Source organism: Streptomyces sp. NPDC059002, assembly GCF_042740435.1.
GTDB lineage: Bacteria > Actinomycetota > Actinomycetes > Streptomycetales > Streptomycetaceae > Streptomyces.
In genome coordinates this window covers 31,351-51,958 of sequence record NZ_JBHYJI010000027.1, presented here as the reverse complement: position 1 = coordinate 51,958, position 20,608 = coordinate 31,351, and the positions used below count along the sequence as shown (strand labels likewise).

17 protein-coding genes and 1 pseudogene are annotated in these 20,608 nt (G+C 71.4%); 9 read left to right on the top strand and 9 right to left on the bottom strand.

Annotated features, from left to right (window positions below; translation table 11 throughout):
- Position 1 precedes the first annotated feature (1 nt).
- On the bottom strand, positions 2-1,489 hold the full coding sequence (locus ACFWZ2_RS23930) for a long-chain fatty acid--CoA ligase (RefSeq protein ID WP_384548802.1): 1,488 nt from the start codon (positions 1,487-1,489) through the stop codon (positions 2-4).
- A 200-nt stretch (positions 1,490-1,689) separates the two neighbouring features.
- Between ACFWZ2_RS23930 and ACFWZ2_RS23925 the strand changes: the two genes are divergently transcribed.
- The 7 genes and pseudogenes from ACFWZ2_RS23925 (at position 1,690) to ACFWZ2_RS23895 (ending at position 7,941) form a co-directional block, all read left to right on the top strand.
- Complete coding sequence (locus ACFWZ2_RS23925) at positions 1,690-2,709, top strand: AraC family transcriptional regulator (protein WP_384548800.1); 1,020 nt, start codon at positions 1,690-1,692, stop codon at positions 2,707-2,709.
- A 171-nt stretch (positions 2,710-2,880) separates the two neighbouring features.
- Positions 2,881-3,939, top strand: coding sequence for a 3-keto-5-aminohexanoate cleavage protein (locus tag ACFWZ2_RS23920; protein WP_384548798.1), 1,059 nt, complete (start codon positions 2,881-2,883; stop codon positions 3,937-3,939).
- A 63-nt stretch (positions 3,940-4,002) separates the two neighbouring features.
- Complete coding sequence (locus ACFWZ2_RS23915) at positions 4,003-4,974, top strand: quinone oxidoreductase family protein (RefSeq protein ID WP_384548796.1); 972 nt, start codon at positions 4,003-4,005, stop codon at positions 4,972-4,974.
- A gap of 42 nt (positions 4,975-5,016) precedes the next feature.
- Positions 5,017-5,892, top strand: a complete 876-nt coding sequence (locus tag ACFWZ2_RS23910) for a TauD/TfdA dioxygenase family protein (protein WP_384548794.1) — start codon at positions 5,017-5,019, stop codon at positions 5,890-5,892.
- A 4-nt stretch (positions 5,893-5,896) separates the two neighbouring features.
- Positions 5,897-7,175: pseudogene (locus ACFWZ2_RS23905) on the top strand (MFS transporter).
- The gene (locus ACFWZ2_RS23900; protein ID WP_384548792.1) at positions 7,172-7,372 is read left to right on the top strand and encodes a hypothetical protein; all 201 of its coding nucleotides are present in this window, start codon (positions 7,172-7,174) and stop codon (positions 7,370-7,372) included. Before ACFWZ2_RS23905 ends, ACFWZ2_RS23900 begins: the two are co-directional and overlap by 4 nt.
- A complete protein-coding gene (locus ACFWZ2_RS23895; protein WP_384548790.1) occupies positions 7,366-7,941 on the top strand; it encodes a hypothetical protein in 576 nt (191 codons plus the stop codon). Before ACFWZ2_RS23900 ends, ACFWZ2_RS23895 begins: the two co-directional genes overlap by 7 nt.
- On the opposite strand, the gene ACFWZ2_RS23890 is transcribed toward ACFWZ2_RS23895, so the two are convergent.
- The 8 genes from ACFWZ2_RS23890 to ACFWZ2_RS23855 all read right to left on the bottom strand — a co-directional run bounded on the left by ACFWZ2_RS23890 (position 7,931) and on the right by ACFWZ2_RS23855 (position 17,799).
- Positions 7,931-9,070 carry a zinc-binding dehydrogenase gene (locus tag ACFWZ2_RS23890; RefSeq protein ID WP_384548788.1) on the bottom strand — a complete coding sequence of 380 codons (1,140 nt, stop codon included), beginning with the start codon at positions 9,068-9,070 and terminating at the stop codon, positions 7,931-7,933. The two genes, ACFWZ2_RS23895 and ACFWZ2_RS23890, sit on opposite strands and share 11 nt — an antisense overlap.
- Positions 9,067-9,369, bottom strand: a complete 303-nt coding sequence (locus ACFWZ2_RS23885; RefSeq protein WP_384548786.1) for a putative quinol monooxygenase — start codon at positions 9,367-9,369, stop codon at positions 9,067-9,069. The genes ACFWZ2_RS23890 and ACFWZ2_RS23885 overlap by 4 nt, the downstream gene beginning before the upstream one ends.
- A 4-nt stretch (positions 9,370-9,373) precedes the next feature.
- Positions 9,374-10,030 carry a glycerol-3-phosphate responsive antiterminator gene (locus tag ACFWZ2_RS23880; RefSeq protein WP_384548784.1) on the bottom strand — a complete coding sequence of 219 codons (657 nt, stop codon included), beginning with the start codon at positions 10,028-10,030 and terminating at the stop codon, positions 9,374-9,376.
- 52 nt (positions 10,031-10,082) lie between these two features.
- Positions 10,083-11,636 carry an FAD-binding oxidoreductase gene (locus ACFWZ2_RS23875; RefSeq protein WP_384548782.1) on the bottom strand — a complete coding sequence of 518 codons (1,554 nt, stop codon included), beginning with the start codon at positions 11,634-11,636 and terminating at the stop codon, positions 10,083-10,085.
- Positions 11,633-13,306: an FAD-dependent oxidoreductase gene (locus ACFWZ2_RS23870; protein ID WP_384548781.1), complete on the bottom strand. Its 1,674-nt coding sequence runs from the start codon at positions 13,304-13,306 to the stop codon at positions 11,633-11,635. The genes ACFWZ2_RS23875 and ACFWZ2_RS23870 overlap by 4 nt, the downstream gene beginning before the upstream one ends.
- A 72-nt stretch (positions 13,307-13,378) precedes the next feature.
- Positions 13,379-14,950, bottom strand: coding sequence for an FGGY family carbohydrate kinase (locus tag ACFWZ2_RS23865; RefSeq protein ID WP_384548779.1), 1,572 nt, complete (start codon positions 14,948-14,950; stop codon positions 13,379-13,381).
- 22 nt (positions 14,951-14,972) lie between these two features.
- Positions 14,973-16,406, bottom strand: a complete 1,434-nt coding sequence (locus ACFWZ2_RS23860; protein WP_384548777.1) for an MFS transporter — start codon at positions 16,404-16,406, stop codon at positions 14,973-14,975.
- A 211-nt stretch (positions 16,407-16,617) separates the two neighbouring features.
- Positions 16,618-17,799, bottom strand: a complete 1,182-nt coding sequence (locus ACFWZ2_RS23855) for a family 2 encapsulin nanocompartment cargo protein terpene cyclase (RefSeq protein WP_384548775.1) — start codon at positions 17,797-17,799, stop codon at positions 16,618-16,620.
- Between the two features lie 440 nt (positions 17,800-18,239).
- Between ACFWZ2_RS23855 and ACFWZ2_RS23850 the strand changes: the two genes are divergently transcribed.
- Positions 18,240-19,667: a family 2B encapsulin nanocompartment shell protein gene (locus tag ACFWZ2_RS23850; protein ID WP_384548773.1), complete on the top strand. Its 1,428-nt coding sequence runs from the start codon at positions 18,240-18,242 to the stop codon at positions 19,665-19,667.
- 63 nt (positions 19,668-19,730) lie between these two features.
- Positions 19,731-20,591: a geranyl diphosphate 2-C-methyltransferase gene (locus ACFWZ2_RS23845; RefSeq protein ID WP_384548772.1), complete on the top strand. Its 861-nt coding sequence runs from the start codon at positions 19,731-19,733 to the stop codon at positions 20,589-20,591.
- Positions 20,592-20,608 lie beyond the last annotated feature (17 nt).

The window sequence follows — 20,608 nt, the reverse complement described above, 5'->3', positions numbered from 1 at the left end:
CTCAGAGCACGATGTCCCGCTTGAGGATCTTGCCCGTGGCCCCCTTGGGCAGTGCGTCGATGATCCGTACGATCCGCGGGTACTTGTAGGCCGCCACCCGCTCCTTGACGTAGGAGCGCAGCTCGTCCGGGGAGGTGTGTGCGCCGGGGCGCAGGACCAGGACCGCGGCCATCTCCTCGCCGAGTGCCGGGTCGGGGACGCCGACCACCGCTGCTTCGGCGACGTCCGGGTGCTGGTAGAGGACCTCCTCGATCTCGCGCGGATAGACGTTGTAGCCGCCGCGGATGACGAGGTCCTTCTTGCGGTCGACGATGAAGTAGTAGCCGTCGTCGTCGACGCGGGCGAGGTCGCCGCTGAGGAACCAGCCGTCCTGGAAGGCCCGGGCGGTGGCGTCGGGCCGGTTCCAGTAGCCCTTCATGACGTTCTCGCCGCGGATCGCGAGTTCGCCGACCTGGCCGGTGGCGACGGCGGAACCGTCGTCGGCGACGAGCCGCAGTTCGACCCCGTGCACGGGGAGCCCGATGGAACCGGCCTTGCGGGGCCGGTCCGGCGGGTTGAAGCAGGCGACCGGAGACGTCTCCGAGAGGCCGTAGCCCTCCAGGACGGTGACGCCCAGGTCCCGCTCGGCGGTGTGCAGCAGCTCGACGGGCAGCGAGGCGCCGCCCGACACCGCGAGACGCAGCCGCGGCAGGGGCTGCCCGATGCCGTTCTGGAGGAGTGCGGTGTACATCGTGGGTACGCCGAGGAAGACGGTCACCTCGTCGCGGCGCAGCGTCGCCAGGGCTCCGGCCGCGTCGAAGCGCGGCAGCAGCGTCAGACAGGAGCCCGCCGCGACCGCGGAGTTGAGGGCGCAGGTCTGCCCGAACGCGTGGAACAGCGGGAGGCCGCCGAAGAGGACGTCGTCGGGCCCCACGCGCAGCAGGGTCCGCGCCGTGGTCAGCGCGTTGCTCACGAGGTTTCCGTGCGTCAGCTCCGCCCCCTTGGGAGTCCCTGTGGTGCCGGAGGTGTACAGGATCACCGCGGTGTCGTCGCGGGCGCCACCGGCCGAACCGGTCACCGGAGCGGTCGAGCGCGACAGCGCGGCGAAGGCCGCGGCGTCCGCGACCAGGCACTCCGCACCGGCCTGCGCCACCGCGGGCGTGGTCTCGTCCGCGCAGGCCGGAGAGGCCACCACGAGCCGGGCCCCGCAGTCGCGCAGCACGAACGCCATTTCCCCCGACTTCAGCAGGGGATTCATCGGGACCACCACGCCACCGGCGCGCAGGATGCCGTAGTACACGACGGGGAAGTGGAGGACGTTGGGCAGCGCCACCGCCACGCGGTCGCCCGCCCGTACCCCCTTGGCGTGCAGCAGCGCGGCGAACCGGGCCGCCATGTCGTCGAGTTGGGCGTACGTCAGCAGGTCACCGCCCTGCCGCACGGCGGTCCTGACGGCGTGCGACCGGACGGATCGGGCGAGGAGCGCGCACAGGTCGGTCGGGTCGGTCATGCGGTTCCTTGTCGTCGTGGTTCTGCACTGCGGGGAGAACTCCACGGGGACCTCGCCAAGGTGTCTCCCGCCGGGCATTCTGTGCGGGCCCCGCGGTGGTGCCACGCTAGGTGATGGCCCGGCACAGCGCTTGACCTGGCGGGGCGGATGGCTTACCTGTTGGGGACAGAGCCGTTGGGGACAGAGCCTTGGAGCGCCCGATGAAGCCGCTGGTCCGCAACGCAGCACTGAGCGGCTACGTAGAGCTCAGCCAGTCACTCGGCATCGACCCGCGTGCCCTCATGAAACGCGTCGGCATCGACCCGGTGGGACTCGCCGTCCAGGACCGGTGGATCTCCGGCGCCGCCGTCACCGAACTCCTCGAACTCTCCGCGGAAGCCGCAGGCCGCGAGGACTTCGGCCTGCAACTCGCCGAGCGCCGCCGCTTCTCGAACCTCGGGCCCATCAGCCTCGTCCTGCGCGAGGAGCCCGATGCCCGCAGCGCGGCCCAGCTCCTGATCCGCCACGAGCGCATGTACAACGAAATGCTGCGCAGCCGCCTCAGCGAGGCGAACGGACTCGCCACCGTCAAGGTGAGCCTGGAGGTCGGCGACGCGCGCCCGGCCCGGCAGGCCGTCGAGCTGGCCGTCGGCGCCTTCCACGGATTTCTGCGGGTCTTCCTCGGCGCCCGCTGGCAGCCGGTGTCCGTGTGCTTCACGCATCGGGCCCCGTACGACATCGCCGCGCACCGGAACCATTTCGGTCCCGTGGTGGAATTCGACCGGGAATTCAACGGAATCGTCTTCTACGCCAGCGAACTCGACACCCCCAACGCGATGTCGGACCCCCTGCTGCGCGGCTACGCCCGGCAGTACTTCGAATCCATCGCGGTCCCCTCGGAGGCCACCGAGCTGGACCGGGTGCACGAGCTGATCGAGGTCCTGCTGCCCACCGGACGCTGCTCGATCGAACAGGTCGCGCGGAGCCTCGGCGTCGACCGCAGGACCGTGCACCGGCATCTGGCCGCGGCGGGCGAGACGTTCTCCTCGCTCGTCAATGCCACGCGCACCCAGCTGGCCGAGCAGCTGGTGGCGAACCCCCGGCGCTCCCTGACGGAGATCTCGGGGCTGCTCGGCTTCTCCGCCCCCAGCGCCTTCTCCCGCTGGTTCCGCGACCAGTTCGGCACCAGCGCGCGTGACTGGCGCGCCCGCCGGACGGACATGGGCCCTGTCCCCAAGTGACAAGTCTTCTGTCACCTCCCGTGAAGCGCGGCGCGTAACCCGCTCTTAACGTGGCGGTACCGCAACGGACATCACGGCTCCTTCGAGCAACTCCCTTGCGGCGACCGCGAGTTGGGCCGACGTCTGCAGACGGTCGACGGCCCGCCACGTCCGCGCACCAGGAGATGACCCATGCACTTCCTCGATGACTCCTTGCTGCCCGAGAACCAGCAGAAGCTGGTGATCCAGGCCGCCCCCTACGGGCCGGAGTGGCTCCCCGGCGACGCCGACGACCTCCCCCTGACCATGGACGAGCACGTCCAGGCTGCCGTCGACTGCCGCAACGCCGGTGCCACCGTGCTCCACATCCACGTACGCGAACTGGACGGGCACGGCTCCAAGCGCATGTCCATGTTCAACGAACTGATCGGACGGCTGCGCGAGGCCGTCCCGGACATGGTCCTGCAGATCGGGGGGTCCATCTCGTTCGCCCCCGAGGACGAGGGCGCCGAGGCGAAGTGGCTGAGCTACGACACCCGCCACCTGCTCGCCGAACTCACCCCGCGCCCCGACCAGGTGACGATCGCCATCAACACCAGCCAGATGAACATCGTCGAGATCATGTCGGACGACGACCTGGCCGGCACCTCCATCGCCAAGCCCGACTACTACCAGGCCTACCGCGACATGGTCGTCGAGGCCGGTCCCGACTTCTACCTGGAGCACCTCGAGCGCCTGCACGCGAACGGCATCCAGCCGCACTTCCAGCTCGCCACCCTCGCGCAGCTGGAAACCGTCGAGCGCCTGATCCGCAGCGGTGTCCACACGGGCCCCCTGGTCCTCAACTACGTGGCCATCGGCGGCGGGTTCGCCGGACGCCACCCCGCCGACCTCATCGAGTTCGTACGCCGCGTCCCCGACGGCGCGGTCCTCACCATCGAGTCGTCGATGCGCGCCGTCGCCCCCATGAACGCGATCGGCATCGCCCTGGGCGTGCACGTCCGCGTGGGCAACGAGGACAACCTCTGGGCCCGCAAGGGCGAGCGCATGAGTTCCGTACGACAGGTCGAGCAGATGGTGCAGATCGCCGACGCCCTCGGCCGCGACGTCGCGAACGGCGCGGAGGCCAAGGCGATCTACCACATCGGGGAGTACTACGCGGACACCGACGAGACCCTCGCCCGGCTCGGCATGGTGCCCAACAGGCGCCCCGGACAGCGGGGGTTCATGCTCCGCGACACCGACCGCTGACGCCCCGTCGCACGAACGCCCCGTAGTACGAGAGCCCCTTAGCGCGAACGAAGAGAGCACCCCGTGGCCTACGCCATCCGCTTCCACGAGACCGGCGGCCCCGACGTCCTGCGCCGCGAACCGATCACCGTCGGTGACCCGGGGCCCGGCGAGGTCCGCGTCCGGCACGAGGCCGTCGGCCTCAACTTCGCCGACACCTACTTCCGTACGGGCCTGTACCCGGCCCCGCTGCCCGCCGGGCTCGGCGTCGAGGGCGCCGGTGTCGTCGAGGCCGTCGGCGCGGGCGTCACCCACGTCGCCGAGGGCGACCGCGTCACGTACACCGGAAGCCCGCTCGGCGCCTACAGCACCGAACGGGTCATGCCCGCCGACTCGTTGATCCGCCTGCCCCACGCGATCGACTGCGAGACCGCGGCCGCCATGACGATGCGCGGGCTCACGGCCGCGTATCTGCTGCGCCGCATCCACCCGCTCACGCCGGGGGACACGATCCTGCTGCACGCCGCGGCGGGCGGCGTCGGCCTGATCGTCTGCCAGTGGGCGAAGCTGCTCGGCCTCACCGTCATCGGCACCGCCTCCACCGAGGAGAAGGCCGCGCTCGCCCGCGCCCACGGCTGCGACCACACCGTCCTGTACCGGCAGGAGGACGTCGCCGCGCGCGTGCGCGAACTGACCGGCGGGGAGGGCGTCCCCCTCGTCCTCGACAGCATCGGCAAGGACACCGTCGCCGCGTCCATGGCCTCGCTGCGCCGCCGTGGCCTGCTCGTCTGCTTCGGCACCTCCTCCGGAGTGCCGCCGCTCGACGCGATGCAACTCGTCATCCACGGCTCGCTGTTCGTGACCCGGCCCGCGCTCGCCGACTACATCGCCGAACCCTCCGAACGGGACGCGCTCGCCACCGAGCTCTTCGGCCATGTCGCCGCCGGACGCATCGGCATCCGCGTCAACCAGCGCTTCGCCCTCGACGACGCGGTGGCGGCGCACCGCGCGCTGGAGGCCGGTCGCACCACCGGCTCGTCGGTCCTCATCCCCTGAGCAGTCCCCCCATGTGTTGAACCCCCTTCCCAGGAGAGTGCAATGACGCAGACCTCCACCCGAACCCGGATCCAGGCCGAACCCCTGACCTGTACCATCGGCGCCGAACTGCACGGCGTCCAGCTCGGCGAGGCCGCCCACGACGACGCCCTGTTCGCCGAGATCAAGCAACTCCTGCTCCGCCACAAGGTGCTGTTCCTGCGTGACCAGGACCTCACGCGCGCCGATCACGTTGCCTTCGCCGCCCGCCTCGGCCCGCTGGAGGACCACCCGGTCCTCGGCAGCGACCCCGACCACCCGGGTCTCGTCCGCATCTACAAGGACCTGGACAGCAGGCCCGAGCACTACGAGAACGCCCTGCACTGCGACGCGACCTGGCGCGACTGCCCGCCCCTGGGTGCCGTACTGCGCTGTGTGGAGACCCCCGAGGTGGGCGGCGACACGATCTGGGTGAACATGGCCGAGGCCTACCGCAGGCTTCCCGAGCACATCCGCACCCGGATCGCAGGGCTGCGGGCCCGGCACAGCATCGAGGCGAGCTTCGGCGCGGTCATGCCGATGGAACAGCGCCACCAGCTCAAGGCCCGCTATCCGGACCCGGAGCACCCGGTGGTGCGCACCCACCCGGAGACCGGCGAGAAGATCCTCTTCGTCAACGCCTTCACCACGCACTTCGTCAACCACCACACCCCCGAGAACGTCCGCTTCGGCCAGGACCACGCCCCCGGCGCGAACCTCCTGCTCAACTATCTGATCAGCCAGGCCGCCGTCCCCGAGTACCAGGTCCGCTGGCGCTGGACCGAGAACAGCGTCGCCATCTGGGACAACCGCTCCACGCAGCACTACGCCGTCCAGGACTACTGGCCCGCCGTCCGCAAGATGGAGCGCGCGGGGATCACCGGTGACCGGCCGGCCTGAGCCGATGACCCGCGGCTACGCGTGGCTGGTGTTCGCCCTCAGCTTCGGGCTCCTGCTGTCCGACTACATGTCGCGGCAGGTCCTGAACGCGGTGTTTCCGCTGCTGAAGGCCGACTGGCTGCTCTCGGACGCCCAGTTGGGCTCCCTGAGCGGCATCGTCGCCCTGATGGTCGGTGTGCTGACCGTTCCGCTGTCCCTGCTCGCCGACCGCTGGGGCCGGGTCAGGAGCCTGGTCCTCGCCGCGGTCGTGTGGAGCCTCGCGACCCTGGGCTGCGCGGTCTCCGCGAGTTACGGGCAGATGTTTCCTGGGCCGCTTCATGGTCGGCGTGGGAGAGGCGGCGTACGGGAGCGTCGGCATCGCGGTGGTGCTCAGCGTGTTTCCGGTGGGCCTGCGGGCCACGCTCTCCGGCGCGTTCATCGCGGGCGGCGCCTTCGGATCGGTGCTGGGTGTGTCGATCGGCGGCGTCGTGGCCCAACACCTGGGCTGGCGCTGGACGTTCGGCGTCATGGGACTGTTCGGACTCGTCCTGGCCGCGGTGTACGGCGTCGTCGTCACGGAGCGGAAGCTGGCGGCGGCCGGTGCCGAACGCGGGGCCCCGGCGGGAGCGGAGGGCCCACTGCGGTCGCTGCTGCCGCGCCTCGTCTCCTCCGTCTCCGTGCTGTGCGCCTACGTCGGCAGCGGGCTGCAGATGTTCATCGCGATGGCGCTGCTGGCCTGGATGCCGAGCTTCCTCGACCGGTACTACGGCCTCGCGCCCGCCAAGGCCGGGCTCGCCGCCGGAGTCTTCGCCCTCATCACCGGGATCGGCATGATCGGCGGCGGCCTCGTCTGCGACCGGCTCGGCCGCCGCAACCCCCACCTGAAATGGTCCGTCGCCATCATCTGCAGCGCCGGATCCCTGACCCTGCTCACGGCAGGGTTCCAACTGCCGCCCGGCGCACCGCAAATCGTCCTCGTCGGCATCGGCACCCTGCTCTCCAACGCCACGGCGGGCCCCGCCGCCGCCATGGTGGCGAGCCTGACCCCGGCCGCCGTCGCGGCGACGGCCATGGCCACGCTCACCCTCGCCAACAGCCTCATCGGCCTGGCGCCGGGCCCCGCGGTGACCGGCATGCTCGCCGACCGGATCGGCCTGGACGCCGCACTCGGCGTCGTCCCGCTCGTCTCGCTCGCCGCGGGCCTCGCCTTCGCCCTCGGCAGACGCCACTACGCCAAGGGCCTCGTCCCGGTCTCGACCCTGGCCCCGGCACCGGCCCTCAGGAAAACGGAGCTCCCGACATGAACCGCACCCCCAGGCCCACGGTCGTGCTCGTGCCCGGCCTGCGTGATCACGTGCCCGACCACTGGCAGACGGTGCTCGCCACCCGCATCGCCGACGCCGTGACCGTGCCGCCCCTGACGGACGCCCGACTCAGGCGCGACGCTCAGGTGACGGCACGGGACAGCCACGTACCGGGGAGCAGGGCGAGCTGGTGGTGACGGCGCCCCTGCCGTCGATGCCGCTGCGCTTCGTCGACGATCCCGGCCACGAGCGGTACAGGGGCACCTACTTCGACATGTATCCGGGGGTGTGGCGCCACGGCGACTGGGTGACCGTGGACGCCGACCTCTCCGTCGTGGTGGCGGGACGCTCCGACGCCACGCTCAACCGCATGGGCGTGCGGATGGGCTCGGCCGACCTGTACGCCGTCGTCGAACGGCTCCCGCGGATCGCGGACAGCCTCGTCATCGGCGCCGAACTGCCCGACGGCAGCTACTACTTGCCCCTGTTCGTCGTGCCCGCGCAAGGGGAGCGGTTCGACGACGCCCTGCGCGACGAGATCGTCGCGGCGATCAGTCGGAGCCTGTCGCCACGCCATGTCCCGGACGTCGTCGTCCCCGTCGACGCCGTGCCCCGCACCCTCACGGGCAAGAAGCTGGAGGTCCCGGTCAAACGCATCCTCCAGGGCGAACGCGTCACCGACGTCAGCACGGCGGGCGCCGTGCTCCGCCCCGACATGCTGGACTGGTTCGCGGACTACGCCGCCACGCTGGGCGTCAGGCGGTGAGCAGGCCTGAGGTGTCGATGACCTGACGGATCGCCCGGCCCGAAGCCAGCTCCTCCAGCGCCGTGTTGATGCCGGTGAGCGGGAGCGTGCCGCTGAGCATGCGTTCCACGGGCATCAGACCCGCCCGCCACAGGCCGAGGAACCTCGGGATGTCGCGGCGCGGCACCGCGTCACCCATGTACGAGCCGAGGAGGGACTTGCCCTCGCCCGCGAACGCCAGGGCAGGGACCTCCAGCATCCGGTCGGGCGCGGCGAGGCCCACCGAGACGACCTTGCCGCCCCGGGCCACGACGGCCAGACACTCCGCCATCACCTTCGGGCTGCCCACCGCCTCCACCGCCAACTCGGCGCCGCCTGAGGTCAGTTCACGGATCTCGCGCACCGCGTCCTCGGGGGCGTACGCATGGGTCGCCCCCAGCCGCAGCGCCAGCTCGCGCTTCTCCCGCACCGGGTCGACCGCGATGACGGGGTACGCTCCCGCGGCGCGCGCACCGAGGACCGCGGAGAGCCCCACGCCGCCCAGGCCGTAGACCACCGCCGACTGGCCCGGACGCAGGGCCGCCGTGTTGATCACCGCGCCCGCGCCCGTGAGCACCGCGCAGCCGAACATCGAAGCGACCGCGAACGGGATGTCCTTGGGGATCGGCACCACCGACTCCTGGGCGAGCACCGCGTGTTCGGAGAACGCGGAGACGCCGAGCTGGTGGTGGACCGGGCTGCCGGATGCGTCGGTCAGCAGGGACGGGCCGTGCAGCAGCGCGCCGGAACCGTTCGACGCCGAGGCCTGGGCGCACAGGGCGGGCCGCCCCGCCGCGCAGTCGTCGCAGAAGCCGCAGCTCGGCACGAAGACCAGCGCCACATGGTCACCGGGGGAGACCCGGCCGACGCCGGGGCCGGTGTCCTGGACGACCCCCACCGCCTCGTGCCCCAGGGCCATCGGCAGCGGGCGGACCCGGTCGCCGTTGACCACCGAGAGGTCCGAGTGGCAGAGCGAGGCGGCGGCGATGCGGACAAGGACCTCGCCCTCGCGCGGGGCGCCGAGTTCCAGTTCCTCCACCTCGACCGGCCGGGTGCCGGAGTACGGGCGGGCGGTCGAGGTCCGGCGCAGCACCGCCGCACGGGTCTTCACGCGTCCACCTCCGGACGCGGGGTGCAGCGCAGCACGTCGCGGCTCTCCAGGAGCGGGACGACCGTGCCGAGCACGATCTCCTGGAAGTGCGGGCTCGCGCAGTGCGCGGTGAAGTCCGCCTCGGAGGCGTACTCCTCGTACAGGACGATCGTGCGCGGGTCCGCGGTGCCCTGGTGGACGCGGTAGGCGAGGTTGCCCGGCTCCTTGCGGGAGGCGGCGGCCATCGTGTCGAGCAGGGGCAGGACGGTGTGCTCCGCACCGGGGCTGGTGCGGTAGCGGGCTATGACCACAAACGTCATGGGGTTACTCCTGAGGTGCGGGCCTCTTCAGCAGAGCGGGCGGGACCGGCGGCAGCTGGTCCCTGCGCAGACTCCAGAGGCGGGGGTCGGACGTGGCGGCGGCGGTCGACCCGAGGGCCAGCGCCAGCGCGACGTCCGCGGGGGTCTCCACGAAGCCCGCGGCGACCGAAGGGGACATCGCGCGCTGTGCCTGCGCGCTCATCCGGGCGACGATCGGGGCGGGCATGATCTCGACCAGGTCCGGTGCGCCGCGCGAGATCGCGTCCGTGGAACGCCGCAGATTGGACCGGTCGGTGACGAACACCTTCATCATCGTCAGGAGGCCGAGCGGGCGGCCCTTCTCGATGAGGGAGAGCCGGGTGCTGACCACGCCGTGCGCGCCCATGTTCTTGATGAACTCGAGGGCGCCCCGGTCCTGGGCGAGACCGGGGCTGCTGTCCACGTTCACGAACACGGTCTTCCCCGCCCGGCCCAGCGCCGGTACGACCTGGGGCAGTTGCCCCACCGCGAACGACGCGAGGATGCACACCTTGGCCGGTGCGGTCAGGAACTGCCGCAGCGGCTGGGTGCCGACGACCGACGCGACGACCGGCACCTCGGCGAACGCCGCGGTGAGCCGGGGGTCGACCGGGGCGCAGGACCGGGAAGGGGAACGGGTCATGGCAAGGACCTGCCTGGGGAGGAAGGGGTTCGTGGCTGCGCAGGTACGGGCATCAGTGCAGCGGAGACGTACCGAATCGGCTGGGGAGGCCCAGCTTGCCAGGGTTGAGGATGCCTGCCGGGTCCAGGGCCTCCTTCACCGCGACGAAGGTCACGAAGCCGGCGCCGAGGGATTCCGCCAGGTAGGGGCCGCGCAGCAGACCGCAGCCGTGGTGGTGGCTGAGCGCCGCCGCGTGCTTGATCAGTACGGCGTTCGCCGCGTCCCACACCGAGCGGTACCAGGCGCGGCGCGACTCGGGTGCCACGTCGCCGCGCAGCGAGAAGTAGACGCAGGCGCCGTCGGTGTACGCGTGGGACTGGTGGGCCGAGGCGGCCAGGGTGCCGGGCACCGACTGGATGGCGGCGACCACCTCCTCGTAGATCACCGGCAGATCGGTCCAGGACGCGGCCATCTCCAGGGTGTCGGCGACGAAGCCGGGTCCCGGCGTGAAGCCGTCGGCGGACTTGCCGACCAGCATCCGCTCGTCCAGCCAGCGCTCGAAGACCGCCTGGCTGTCCAGCTCGGGTCCGTACGCCTCGCAGACCTCGGCCGCCACGCTGATGGAGGCGTCGACGATGGCCGGGTCCCCCTCGTCGGCGACGAGCAGGAGGTTGGTGTCGGGGTGGCCGAAGTGGGTGCCCGACTCCAGGGTGTCGTAGAGCCGCAGGACGGCCGGGGTCGCACCGCGCTGCATGATCTTGCGGCAGGCGTCCAGACCGTCGGCGAACGTCGTGAAGCCGTACACGACGGCATCGGCGTACTCCGGCAGCGGGTGGACGCGCAGCCGCGCCGAGACGATGACGCCGAGCGTGCCCTCGGAGCCGACGAACAGCTGACGCAGGTCCGGGCCCACCGCGGCGCGGGCGTAGTCGCCGTACGTGGCGCGCGTGCCGTCGGCGTGCACGACGTCCACGCCGACGACCATGTCCTCGATCTTGCCGTACCGGGTGGAGAGCTGACCGGCGCCGCGGCAGGCGATCCAGCCGCCGACCGTGGAGACGGCGAACGCGGAGGGCCAGTGGCCGGTGGTGACGCCGTACTCCTCCTGGAGCTGCTTCTCGAAGAGGTCGCCGAACATGCCTGCCTGGACGTCCACGATGTGCGACTCGGCGTCGAAGCCGGTGATCTCGTTCATGCCGCAGACGTCGAGGACGACGCCGCCGAAGACGGGGAGCGCCGCACCGGTGACGTTGGAGCGGCCCGCTGACGGGGTGACAGGGATGCCTGCCTCGTGGCAGATCCGCAGCACGGCCGCGACCTGGTCGGCGTCGGCCGCCTCGACGACCACCGCGTCCGGCGTCGCGGGACGGCCCTCGGTCTCGCCGATCATCGAGCCCGCCCACCAGTCACGGGTGCGGGTGACGACCTCTTCGCGGGCGGTGTGCACGGCGTGCGCGGCCTCGCGCAGCGCCGCTATCACGCTCCCGGGCACCTCGACCGGGTTCACCTGGAGGGCGGCGTCGCCGTCCCCGACCGGGGTGTTCCGCGCCCACTTGGCGAAGCTGGGGGCGCCGATCGTGTAGTTGCCCCGGTTGAACGGGTGGGTGATGGTCTGACGGCTGATCATGCTGCTGCCCCTTCGAGGAGTACGGACTTTTCGTGCCGGACGGCCGTGAGGTACTCGGAGACCGAGCGCTCCACCTCGGCCTCCGGGAGGTTCAGTTCCTGGCCGAGGATCGCGCCGACGGCCTCGGCGGCCTCGACGGACGCGTCCCTGGCGAAGAGCCGGGCGCGGGTGCGGCGCGAGAGCACGTCGTCGACGGAGCGGGCCAGCTCGGCGCGGGCCGCGTACACCACCTCGGCCCTGGTGTACGGGAGTCCCGCGACGACCGGCTCGGCGAGCGCCGGGTCGTCCTGGATCAGGTCGCCGACGAAGCGGGCCTCGGTGCCGAAGCGCTCGCCGAGGTGCGCGGCGATGCCCCCGGACGCCGCGACGGCCTCGGCGTCGTAACCGGCGCCGCCGAGCAGCGGCAGGTGCGCGGTGCGGCTCTTCGCCTTGCGGCCGAGGACCGTCATCACCTTGTCGACGACGAGTTCGCCCATGTGCCTGCTGGTGGTGAGCTTGCCGCCGGTCACCGTCACCATGCCGGTGCGGCCGACCGTGATGTGGTGGTCGCGGCGCATGTCGAGGGTCGCGCCCTCCTTGCCGCCGACCAGCGGGCGCAGACCGCCGATGGAGCCGACCACGTCGTCCGGGGTGAGCTTCCCCTCGAAGGCGGTGTTGGCGCCCTCGAGCAGGAAGTCCATCTCCTGGCGGGTGCAGTGCACATCGTCGGGGGAGCCCTGGTAGTCCTCGTCGGTGGTGCCGAGCACGACGCTGTTGCCCCAGCGGGTGCAGGTCGCGCGGCGCGCCCGGCCCGGAATCGGCACGGTGACCGTGCAGTTGATCCGCACCTTGTCCCAAGGGACCACGATGTGCACGCCCTTGGCGGGCCTGACCTGCGGCCGGTGGCCGTCGTCCGCCTTCGCGTCCAGCTCGTCGGTCCATACGCCGGTGGCGTTGACGACGGCCCGCGCACGGATGTCGAAGGTGTCGCCGTCCGCCGCGACCCGGGCACCGGCCACTGTGCCCGACTGCATCAGCAGGCCCTCGGCCCTGACGCCGTTGAGGACCGTCGCACCGAGCGCGGCCGCGGTCCGCACGATGGTCAGGACGAGGCGGGCGTCATCGGTGCGGGCGTCGAAGTACATGAGACCGCCCTTGAGGTGCTCCGCGCGCAGCGTCGGCGCCTGGGCGAGGACCTCGGGAACGGTGAGCCGCTGGTGCAGCTTGCCGATCCGCCAGCCGCCGACCAGGTCGTACGTCCACAGCAGACCCTCGAAGCCCTTGGCGAGGCGGGCGTCGAAGATGCCCTCCTTCTCCAGGATCGGGAAGAGGAACGGCAGCCGGTGCACCAGGTGCGGGGCGTTCCTGCGGAAGCGGTGCCGCTCCAGGAGCGAGTGGCGTACGAGATTGACGTTGCCCTGCTCGATGTAGCGCAGGCCGCCGTGCACCATCTTCGAGGACTTCGACGACGTGCCGGAGGCGAAGTCGTCCTTCTCGACCAGCGCCGCGCGCAGCCCGCGCGATGCCGCGTCGAGCACGGCGTACGCCCCGGTGACGCCGCCGCCTATGACGAGCACGTCGTACGTGTCGTCGGCAAGCCGGTGCTTGAGGTCCTTCCGGTCGAGCAGCAGGGGCGTGCGGCGGGTCGCCGCCGCGCCGCGCCGCGGCTTCCTTGCGGGCATGGTGATCACAACATCAACTCCTGGTGTTCCAATGCGGCGGCCGCGTGGTCGGCACGGGACGCCGGGGCGACGGCGGGGCCGTCAGCGGGGGGTGTCAGGTTCGGGGTCCTTCAGGGGGAGCAGCGCGGGGTCGCCGAGGTGGGCGATGAGCACATTGCGCCAGGCGGACCGCTCAGCGGCGCGCTCGGCCGCCGGAATCGCGGGCTCGAAGATCCGGCCGAGCGGCTGTGCCTCGACGACCTCTTCGAGCGAGGACCACAGGCCCTGGGCGACACCGGCGAGATACGCGGTGCCCCGCAGGCTCGCGGTGGCGGAGTCGGCGACCCGTTCGAGGGGCAGCCCGGTCAGGTCGGCCTGGATCTGCAGGAGCGGATCGCTGCCGGAGACGCCGCCGCCGACCCGGAGCCGGGTGAACGGTGCGCCCATGGTGTCGGCGACCCCGTCGATCAGGTCGCACACCGAGTGCGCGATCCCGTCGAGCACGGCGCGGGCGAGGTCGGCGCGAGTGGTGGCGAGGGTGAGCCCGGTGAGGGCCGCGGTGGCCTCCGGGTGCCAGACCGGCGTACGGACTCCGGCGAGCGCGGGGACGAAACGCGGGGTGCGGCCGGGGCGGCGGGGGACCAGGGCCGCCTCGTCGCCGAGTTCCTTCGGCGAGGCGAAGAGCCCCAGGTCGTCGCAGAGCCAGTGCAGCGCCGAACCCACCGTGGAGGTGTACGCCTCCAGGCTGTAGTGGCTGACGTCGCCCTGCCGCCGTCCGGGCTGGGCGAGCACCCCGGAGATGTCGGGACGGGGCAGGGCGGGCGTGGTGCCGGTCGCCGCGTCGACGAAGGCGCCGGTCCCGTACATGCACATGCCCTGGCCCGCGGAGAGGCCGCCGAGCGCGACGAGTGCGGCGTGCTGGTCGCCCATGGCGGCGGCCAGCGGTACGGCGATGCCGAGGGCGGCCGGGTCGGTGGTGCCGAATCCCGCGTCGTCGGAGCGGAGCTCGGGCAGCAGGTCGAGGGGGAAGCCGAGGTGGCCGATCCACTCCTCGTCCCAGGCGTGCCGTGCCAGGAGATAGCCGCCGGTGGACGCGGCGTTCGTCGGCGTCGTGGCGTGTACGGCGCCGCCGGTGAGCCGCCAGATCAGCCAGGTGTCGACGGTGCCGAAGAGCAGCCGCCCCGCGTGGTGCGCGGCGGCCACCTCCGGGTGCGTGGCGATCTGCCGGGCGGCCCACAGGAAGGGGGCGCGAGCGCCGACCGGGCGGCCCTGGCGGGCCAGCAGGGCGGCGTCCCAGTCCGTCTCGTACGCGGTGAGTTCGGCCGCGTACCGCCGGTCCTGCCACACCACGGCGGGCAGCAGCGGCCGCCCGGTCACCCGGTCCCACAGCAGCGCGGTGGCCCGCTGGGTGGCGAGCGCCACCGCGGTGATCTCGATGCCTTCCTCGTGCGCCCGGCCGACGGCGCGGCGGGCCACCTCGACGGTGGCGGTCCAGATCTCCATCGGGTCCTGCTCGACCGAGAGGTCGTCCGGGTGGCTGACCTTGATCGGCCGGTAGAACACCTCGTGGGCGGCGCCGGAGTCGAGGACCACTCCGGCCCGGGTGCCCGTGGTGCCCTCGTCGATGGACAGCACACCGCGCCGTGCGGCGGCGCCGGGGAACGTCTGCGTCATGGCAGCCCTTTCATTGCGAGCCTTACGGGTGAGCCGGTGAGCCCGTCCGCGTGGCGGCGGTCCTGTCCTGCCCCGCGGCCTCGTCGGGCGACGCGGCCTTCGTCGGGTCCCACTTGATCGCCAGGCAGGTGATCAGGCCGAGCAGCGGCACGACGGAGAGCACGAGGAAGGTGTCGGCGAGCCCGAGCGCGTCCTTGATCTGCGGGAACACATACAGCCCGATGACGCTGCCGAAGCTGCCCACCATCCCGGTGACACCGGTGCCGAGCGCCCGGACGTCGCTGCTGTACGAGAGCGCGGCGATGGACTTGCCGTTGGCGCCGGGGCCCGCGGAGTGGCAGAGGATGAAGAGGACCGGCAGCAGGAACGCGACGGCCGTGGGCACCCTCTCGAAGGTCAGCCCCATCGCGAGCAGCGCCACGAAGACCCCGGCGAATCCGGCGGCGGAGCTGAGCCGCAGTCCGAGGCGGCGGCCGAAGTAGGCGGAGAGGAGGCCGCCCGCGATGCCGAAGGCGTTGAAGACCATCGAGCCGATCGTCGCCTTCTCGAAGCTCTCGCCGAAGATCGTCAGGCTGATCAGCGGGAGGTACCAGCCGACCGCGAAGTACTGCATGGACTGCCCGAGCGAGATGACGGAGGAGAGGACCGTGCGCGGCAGGTACGCGCCTTTGAAGAGCAGTCCGGCCTGACGGAAGCCGACGGCGGGCGCCTCGGCGGCGGCGCGGGTCGCCTCGTCGGGCTGCCCGGCGACGGCCTTGATGCCGTAGATCGTGTCCAGGTTGGCGACGGCCTCGTCGAGGCGGCCCTTGCTCGCCAGCCAGGTGGGGCTCTCCCGCAGCATCAGCCACTGACCGATCAGCAGCGTCACGGCGACGACCGCGGCCGAGCCGACCGACCAGCGCCAGATGTCCGCGCCGACGTCCAGGTGGAAGAAGACGAGGGCGAGCGCGAGGTTGGTGGTGGTCGCGACGTACCAGACGGCCTGCCACAGGTTGAGGCGGCCGCCCAGTTTCGCGGGCGTGTACTCGGCGAGCAGTGCCATGGCGACGGCGAAGTCGATGCCGTACGCGACGCCCACCAGGACCCGGCCGAGCCAGACGACGGTGAAGTCACCGGCGAAGGCGGCGAGCAGGGCGCCCGCGATGGCGAACACCTTGGCGATGAGCAGCGGGGGGACGCGGCCGATCCGGGTGGCGAGCCAGCCGCCGACCGGGTTGAAGACGATCGCCAGGGCCGGGGCGGTGGCCGTGAGGATCGAGACCTGGGTGCTGGTGAGTTCCATCTGGGACGTCATCGGCCCCAGACCGGCGCTCAGCGCGGCGTTCGAGTAGGCGTCGAGGAAAAGCCCGCCGAACACGAGAAACCAGATGACCTGCGCCCGGCCGGTGATCTTTCCCAGCCCATCGATGAGCGCAACGACGTCGGCGACGCCTTTGACGCTCGGACGTTGTGCCATGAATCCGCCTTTGAGGAGGACCCATCGGTGGCACGGGGAGCATGGAAAAAGGCATGACGAGACCACCGACAGGTGGTCTGTGTCTATGCCTGTCAAAACGCTGCGGAAAGCGCCGCAGCACGGGAACTGCAAGGGTGCGAACTACGAACTACACCGAGAGGTTAAGAACGAGTCCGGAGAAACGTCAAGGGTTGCCGGCAGGTTGCCCCCGTCAGGGTGACGTCGCGTACCGGGTGCCGACGTTCCCGGCGTGCCATTCGTGGTTGCCGCCCACCCAGTTCGTCAGGCCGGTCATGAAGCGGGCGAGAAGCGGATCGGTGGCGGAGAGTGCGGCGGCCTGCTCCTCGAAGAGATGGACGACGTCGTTGTGGACCTCGATCGCCTGCTGGAAGGCGTCCTCGATGGAGCAGTCCTCCTCGGCGGCGATCACGGTGGGCAGGCTGTAGTGGAAGCGCTCGCTCTGCTGCTCCTTGCGCAGCGAGTACAGGTCGTTGCAGATGGTCGAGGCGTTCGAGGACAGGGCGACGGCGCGCTGCACGGCGGGGTCCGCGAAGAGGTGGGCGGGCAGCTCGTAGCCGCCGACCGCGTCGGTGAGGGTCAGGCACGGACGGAAGCTGTTGAACTGCCGCTGCACCAGGTACTCCCACACCGCGGGGGTGCGGTGCTGGGAGATGCAGTCGCCCTCGGCGTTGTACCCGAGGTAGAGACTGGCGATGTCGTGCCGGAAACGGTGCGCCTGCGCCGGGGTGGCCAGGGCGCGGAAGTGGTCCATGGCCGAGCGCATCGAGCGCAGCGCCGGATGGGATTCCACTCCGGACCGCCAATCGGCCTCGTAGCGCGGGGTGTTGTGCGGGGGATCGATCGCGGACTGGGCGACGGCGAGCGCCGCGCCGCGCCGGTCCGCGCTGCCGCCGTACTCCGCTTCGCAGAAGTAGTCGTCCACGGCGTTCTCGCCGACCAGCAGCCGGGCGGCGGCCATGAGGTGGTCGATGCCCGGCGCGTCCGGGTGGCACAGGACCACCGAACGCCCCGGGTCGAAGCCGACGAGCGCCTCCCGGTGTTCGGTGTCCGGGTAGAGGCCCACCTCTTGCTCGGCCCACTCGACGAGCCGGTCGTTGACCTCGTCGGCCAGCGCGCGATCGTCCCGTACGGCGGGCGGGCAGTAGAGCCCCTCGATCCGCTGCGAGGCCGGCGGCGGCTCTGGCGCGGAGGCGTCGGAGGGCGATTCAGGGTCGGCGGGCAGCGATATGTCCGGTTCCGCGACCGGCACGGGTGCGAGGCGCAGGGAGCCGGTTCCGAGTCCGGACGGCCCGGAAAGGAGGCGTGTCAGCAGGTGGGGGGAGCCGGCAGCGTCGGCGGGTGGCTCGGGCGTACCGGGATTGGGCGCGTTCATCCGCAACTCCGTCCACGGGGAAAGGATCGGCTCGGCCGTCGACGCAGGGATAGCACGGCCCCGGAGAGGGGGACAAGGGCGTCCCGGCCCTCCCCGGCATCGGCGCCGCCCTCCGCCCTGCCCAGAACAACCCTGCTCATAGCGGGAATTGAGGTGTCCACGCGGCCAATTCCACATGGCTTCGGGCGATCGGGGGCGGTTCATCGGAATCCGGCCGTCCTCGGCGGCGGTGGATGCCGCTCCCACGGGCCGCCGCGGGCCGTTTGTGCAGGGTGGCCGGGGTGCGGGGCAGGTGGCGCAAACGCATGGGATGCGGAGATGGTCACCCTCGACCGCCGTCGACGCGCGCTGCTTCACTTGCGGCGCGCAACTCCTGCGGCGGGATCGCCGCATGAGTCTGTCGTGCCGTGAGCACCCCAATGCCGTTGGAGGGGACCAGGATGACGACCGCAGCGTCGCCGGAACAGCCGGAGCAGCCTGAACAGAGCGCGGGACAGGCGCAGTTGAGCCTGGGCATCGCGGCCGCGCGCAATCTGACGACCACCACCAAGACCGTTCCGCAGATGCAGGGCATCAGCTCCCGCTGGCTGCTGCGGACACTGCCCTGGGTGGAGGTGGGCGGCGGCACGTACCGGGTCAACCGGCGCCTGGTGTACGCGGTGGGTGACGGCCGGGTGACCTTCGTGCAGGAGGGCGCCGACGCCCGGGTCGTCCCCGCGGAACTGGGGGAGCTGCCGCTGCTGCGCGGCTTCGACGACCCCGAGGCGCTGCGGGCGCTGGCCGATCGGTTCCAGCAGCAGGAGTTCGAGCCGGGCCAGGTCCTCGCCGAGGCGGGGCGGCCCGCCGACCACGTCTATCTGATGGTGCACGGCAAGGCGGAGAAGATCGGCACCGGCAAGTACGGCGAGGAGACCCGGCTCGGCAGCGTCGCCGACGGCGGCTTCTTCGGCGGGCAGGTGGTCGGGGAGGAGCCCGGCGACTGGGAGTTCACCACCCGCGCGGTGACCGCGTGCACCGTCCTGGTGCTGCCCCGGCAGGCGTACGAGGAGATCGCGGGGCAGCACGAGGGGCTGCGGTCCCATGTGCGGGCGCGCCAGGCCGAGGGCGAGCGGCCGCAGAACAGGCGCGGCGAGGCCGACGTCGCGCTCGCCGCCGGGCACGCCGGTGAGCCCGTACTGCCCGGCACGTTCGTGGACTACGAACTGGAGCCCCGCCAGTACGAGTTGAGCGTCGCGCAGACGGTCCTCAAGGTGCACAGCAGGGTCGCCGACCTCTACAACGACCCGATGAACCAGGTCGAACAGCAGCTGCGGCTGACCATCGAGGCGCTGCGCGAGCGCCAGGAGCACGAGCTGGTCAACAACCGGGAGTTCGGGCTCCTCCACAACGCCGACCACGGCCAGCGCATCTCCACCCATTCGGGGCCGCCCACACCGGACGACTTCGACGAACTGCTGAGCATGCGGCGGCAGACCAAGGCGTTCTTCGCGCACCCGCGCGCCATCGCCGCGTTCGGCCGCGAGTGCAACAAGCGCGGCATCTACTTCGACGCCGTGGACGTCGGCGGCCACCGCGTCCCCGCCTGGCGCGGTGTGCCGATCTACCCCTTGGGGAAGCTGGAGGTCTCCGCCGAGGGCGCCACCTCGATCCTGGCGATGCGCACCGGCGAGGAGGCCGAGGGCGTGGTCGGACTGCGCCAGACCGGCATCCCCGACGAGTACGAGCCGGGTCTGAACGTGCGGTTCATGGGCATCAACGACCAGGCCGTCATCTCCTACCTGGTCAGCGCCTATCACTCGGCCGCCGTCCTGGTGCCCGACGCGCTCGGCGTCCTGGAGAACGTCGAGGTCTCCCGCACGCCCGCCTGACACCGGCCGGCATCCGCCCTTCCCCCACCTCGGACCCCCGGCACGTCGTAAGGAGCTCTCACGATGACGATGACCCCGGATGCCCCTGCCCGCGTCCTGCGCACCGCCTACCAGCAGGCCGTCGCGGAGTACTGGAACAACGAGAAGGACCCGGTCAATCTGCGCCTCGGCGATGTCGACGGCCTCTACCACCACCACTACGGGACGGGCGACTACGACCCCTCGGTCCTCGAAGGGCCCGAGGAGACCCGGGACGAGCGCATCATCGAGGAGATGCACCGCCTGGAGTCGGCGCAGGCGGACGTGCTCCTGGATCACCTGGGGGCCGTCGAGCCCGGCCATCGCCTGCTCGACTCCGGCTGCGGCCGCGGCGGCACCAGCATCATGGCCAACCAGCGTTTCGGCTGCCAGGTCGAGGGGGTGTCCATCTCCGAGTCCCAGGTCGATTTCGCCAACGCCCAGGCCCGTAAGCGCGGCGTGGACGCGAAGGTGGGCTACCACTTCCGCAACATGCTGGACACGGGCTTCCCGTCCGGTGCCTTCCAGGGGATCTGGAACAACGAGTCCACCATGTACGTGGACCTGTTCCAGCTCTTCTCCGAGTACTCCCGGCTGCTGGCGCACGGCGGACGCTATGTCTGCATCACCGGCTGCTACAACGACGTCACCGGCGGCCGCTCCAAGGCCGTCAGCCGGATCGACGAGCACTACACCTGCAACATCCACCCCCGCAGCGCGTACTTCAAGGCGCTCGCCGCCAACAACCTCGTCCCCATCAATGTCGTCGACCTCACGGCCGCGACCATCCCCTACTGGGAACTGCGGGCCGAGTCCTCGCTCGCCACCGGCATCGAGGAGCCCTTCCTGACCGCGTACCGCGAGGGCAGCTTCCACTACCTGCTCATCGCCGCCGACCGCATCTGACCCGCCGCCGTGGTGGA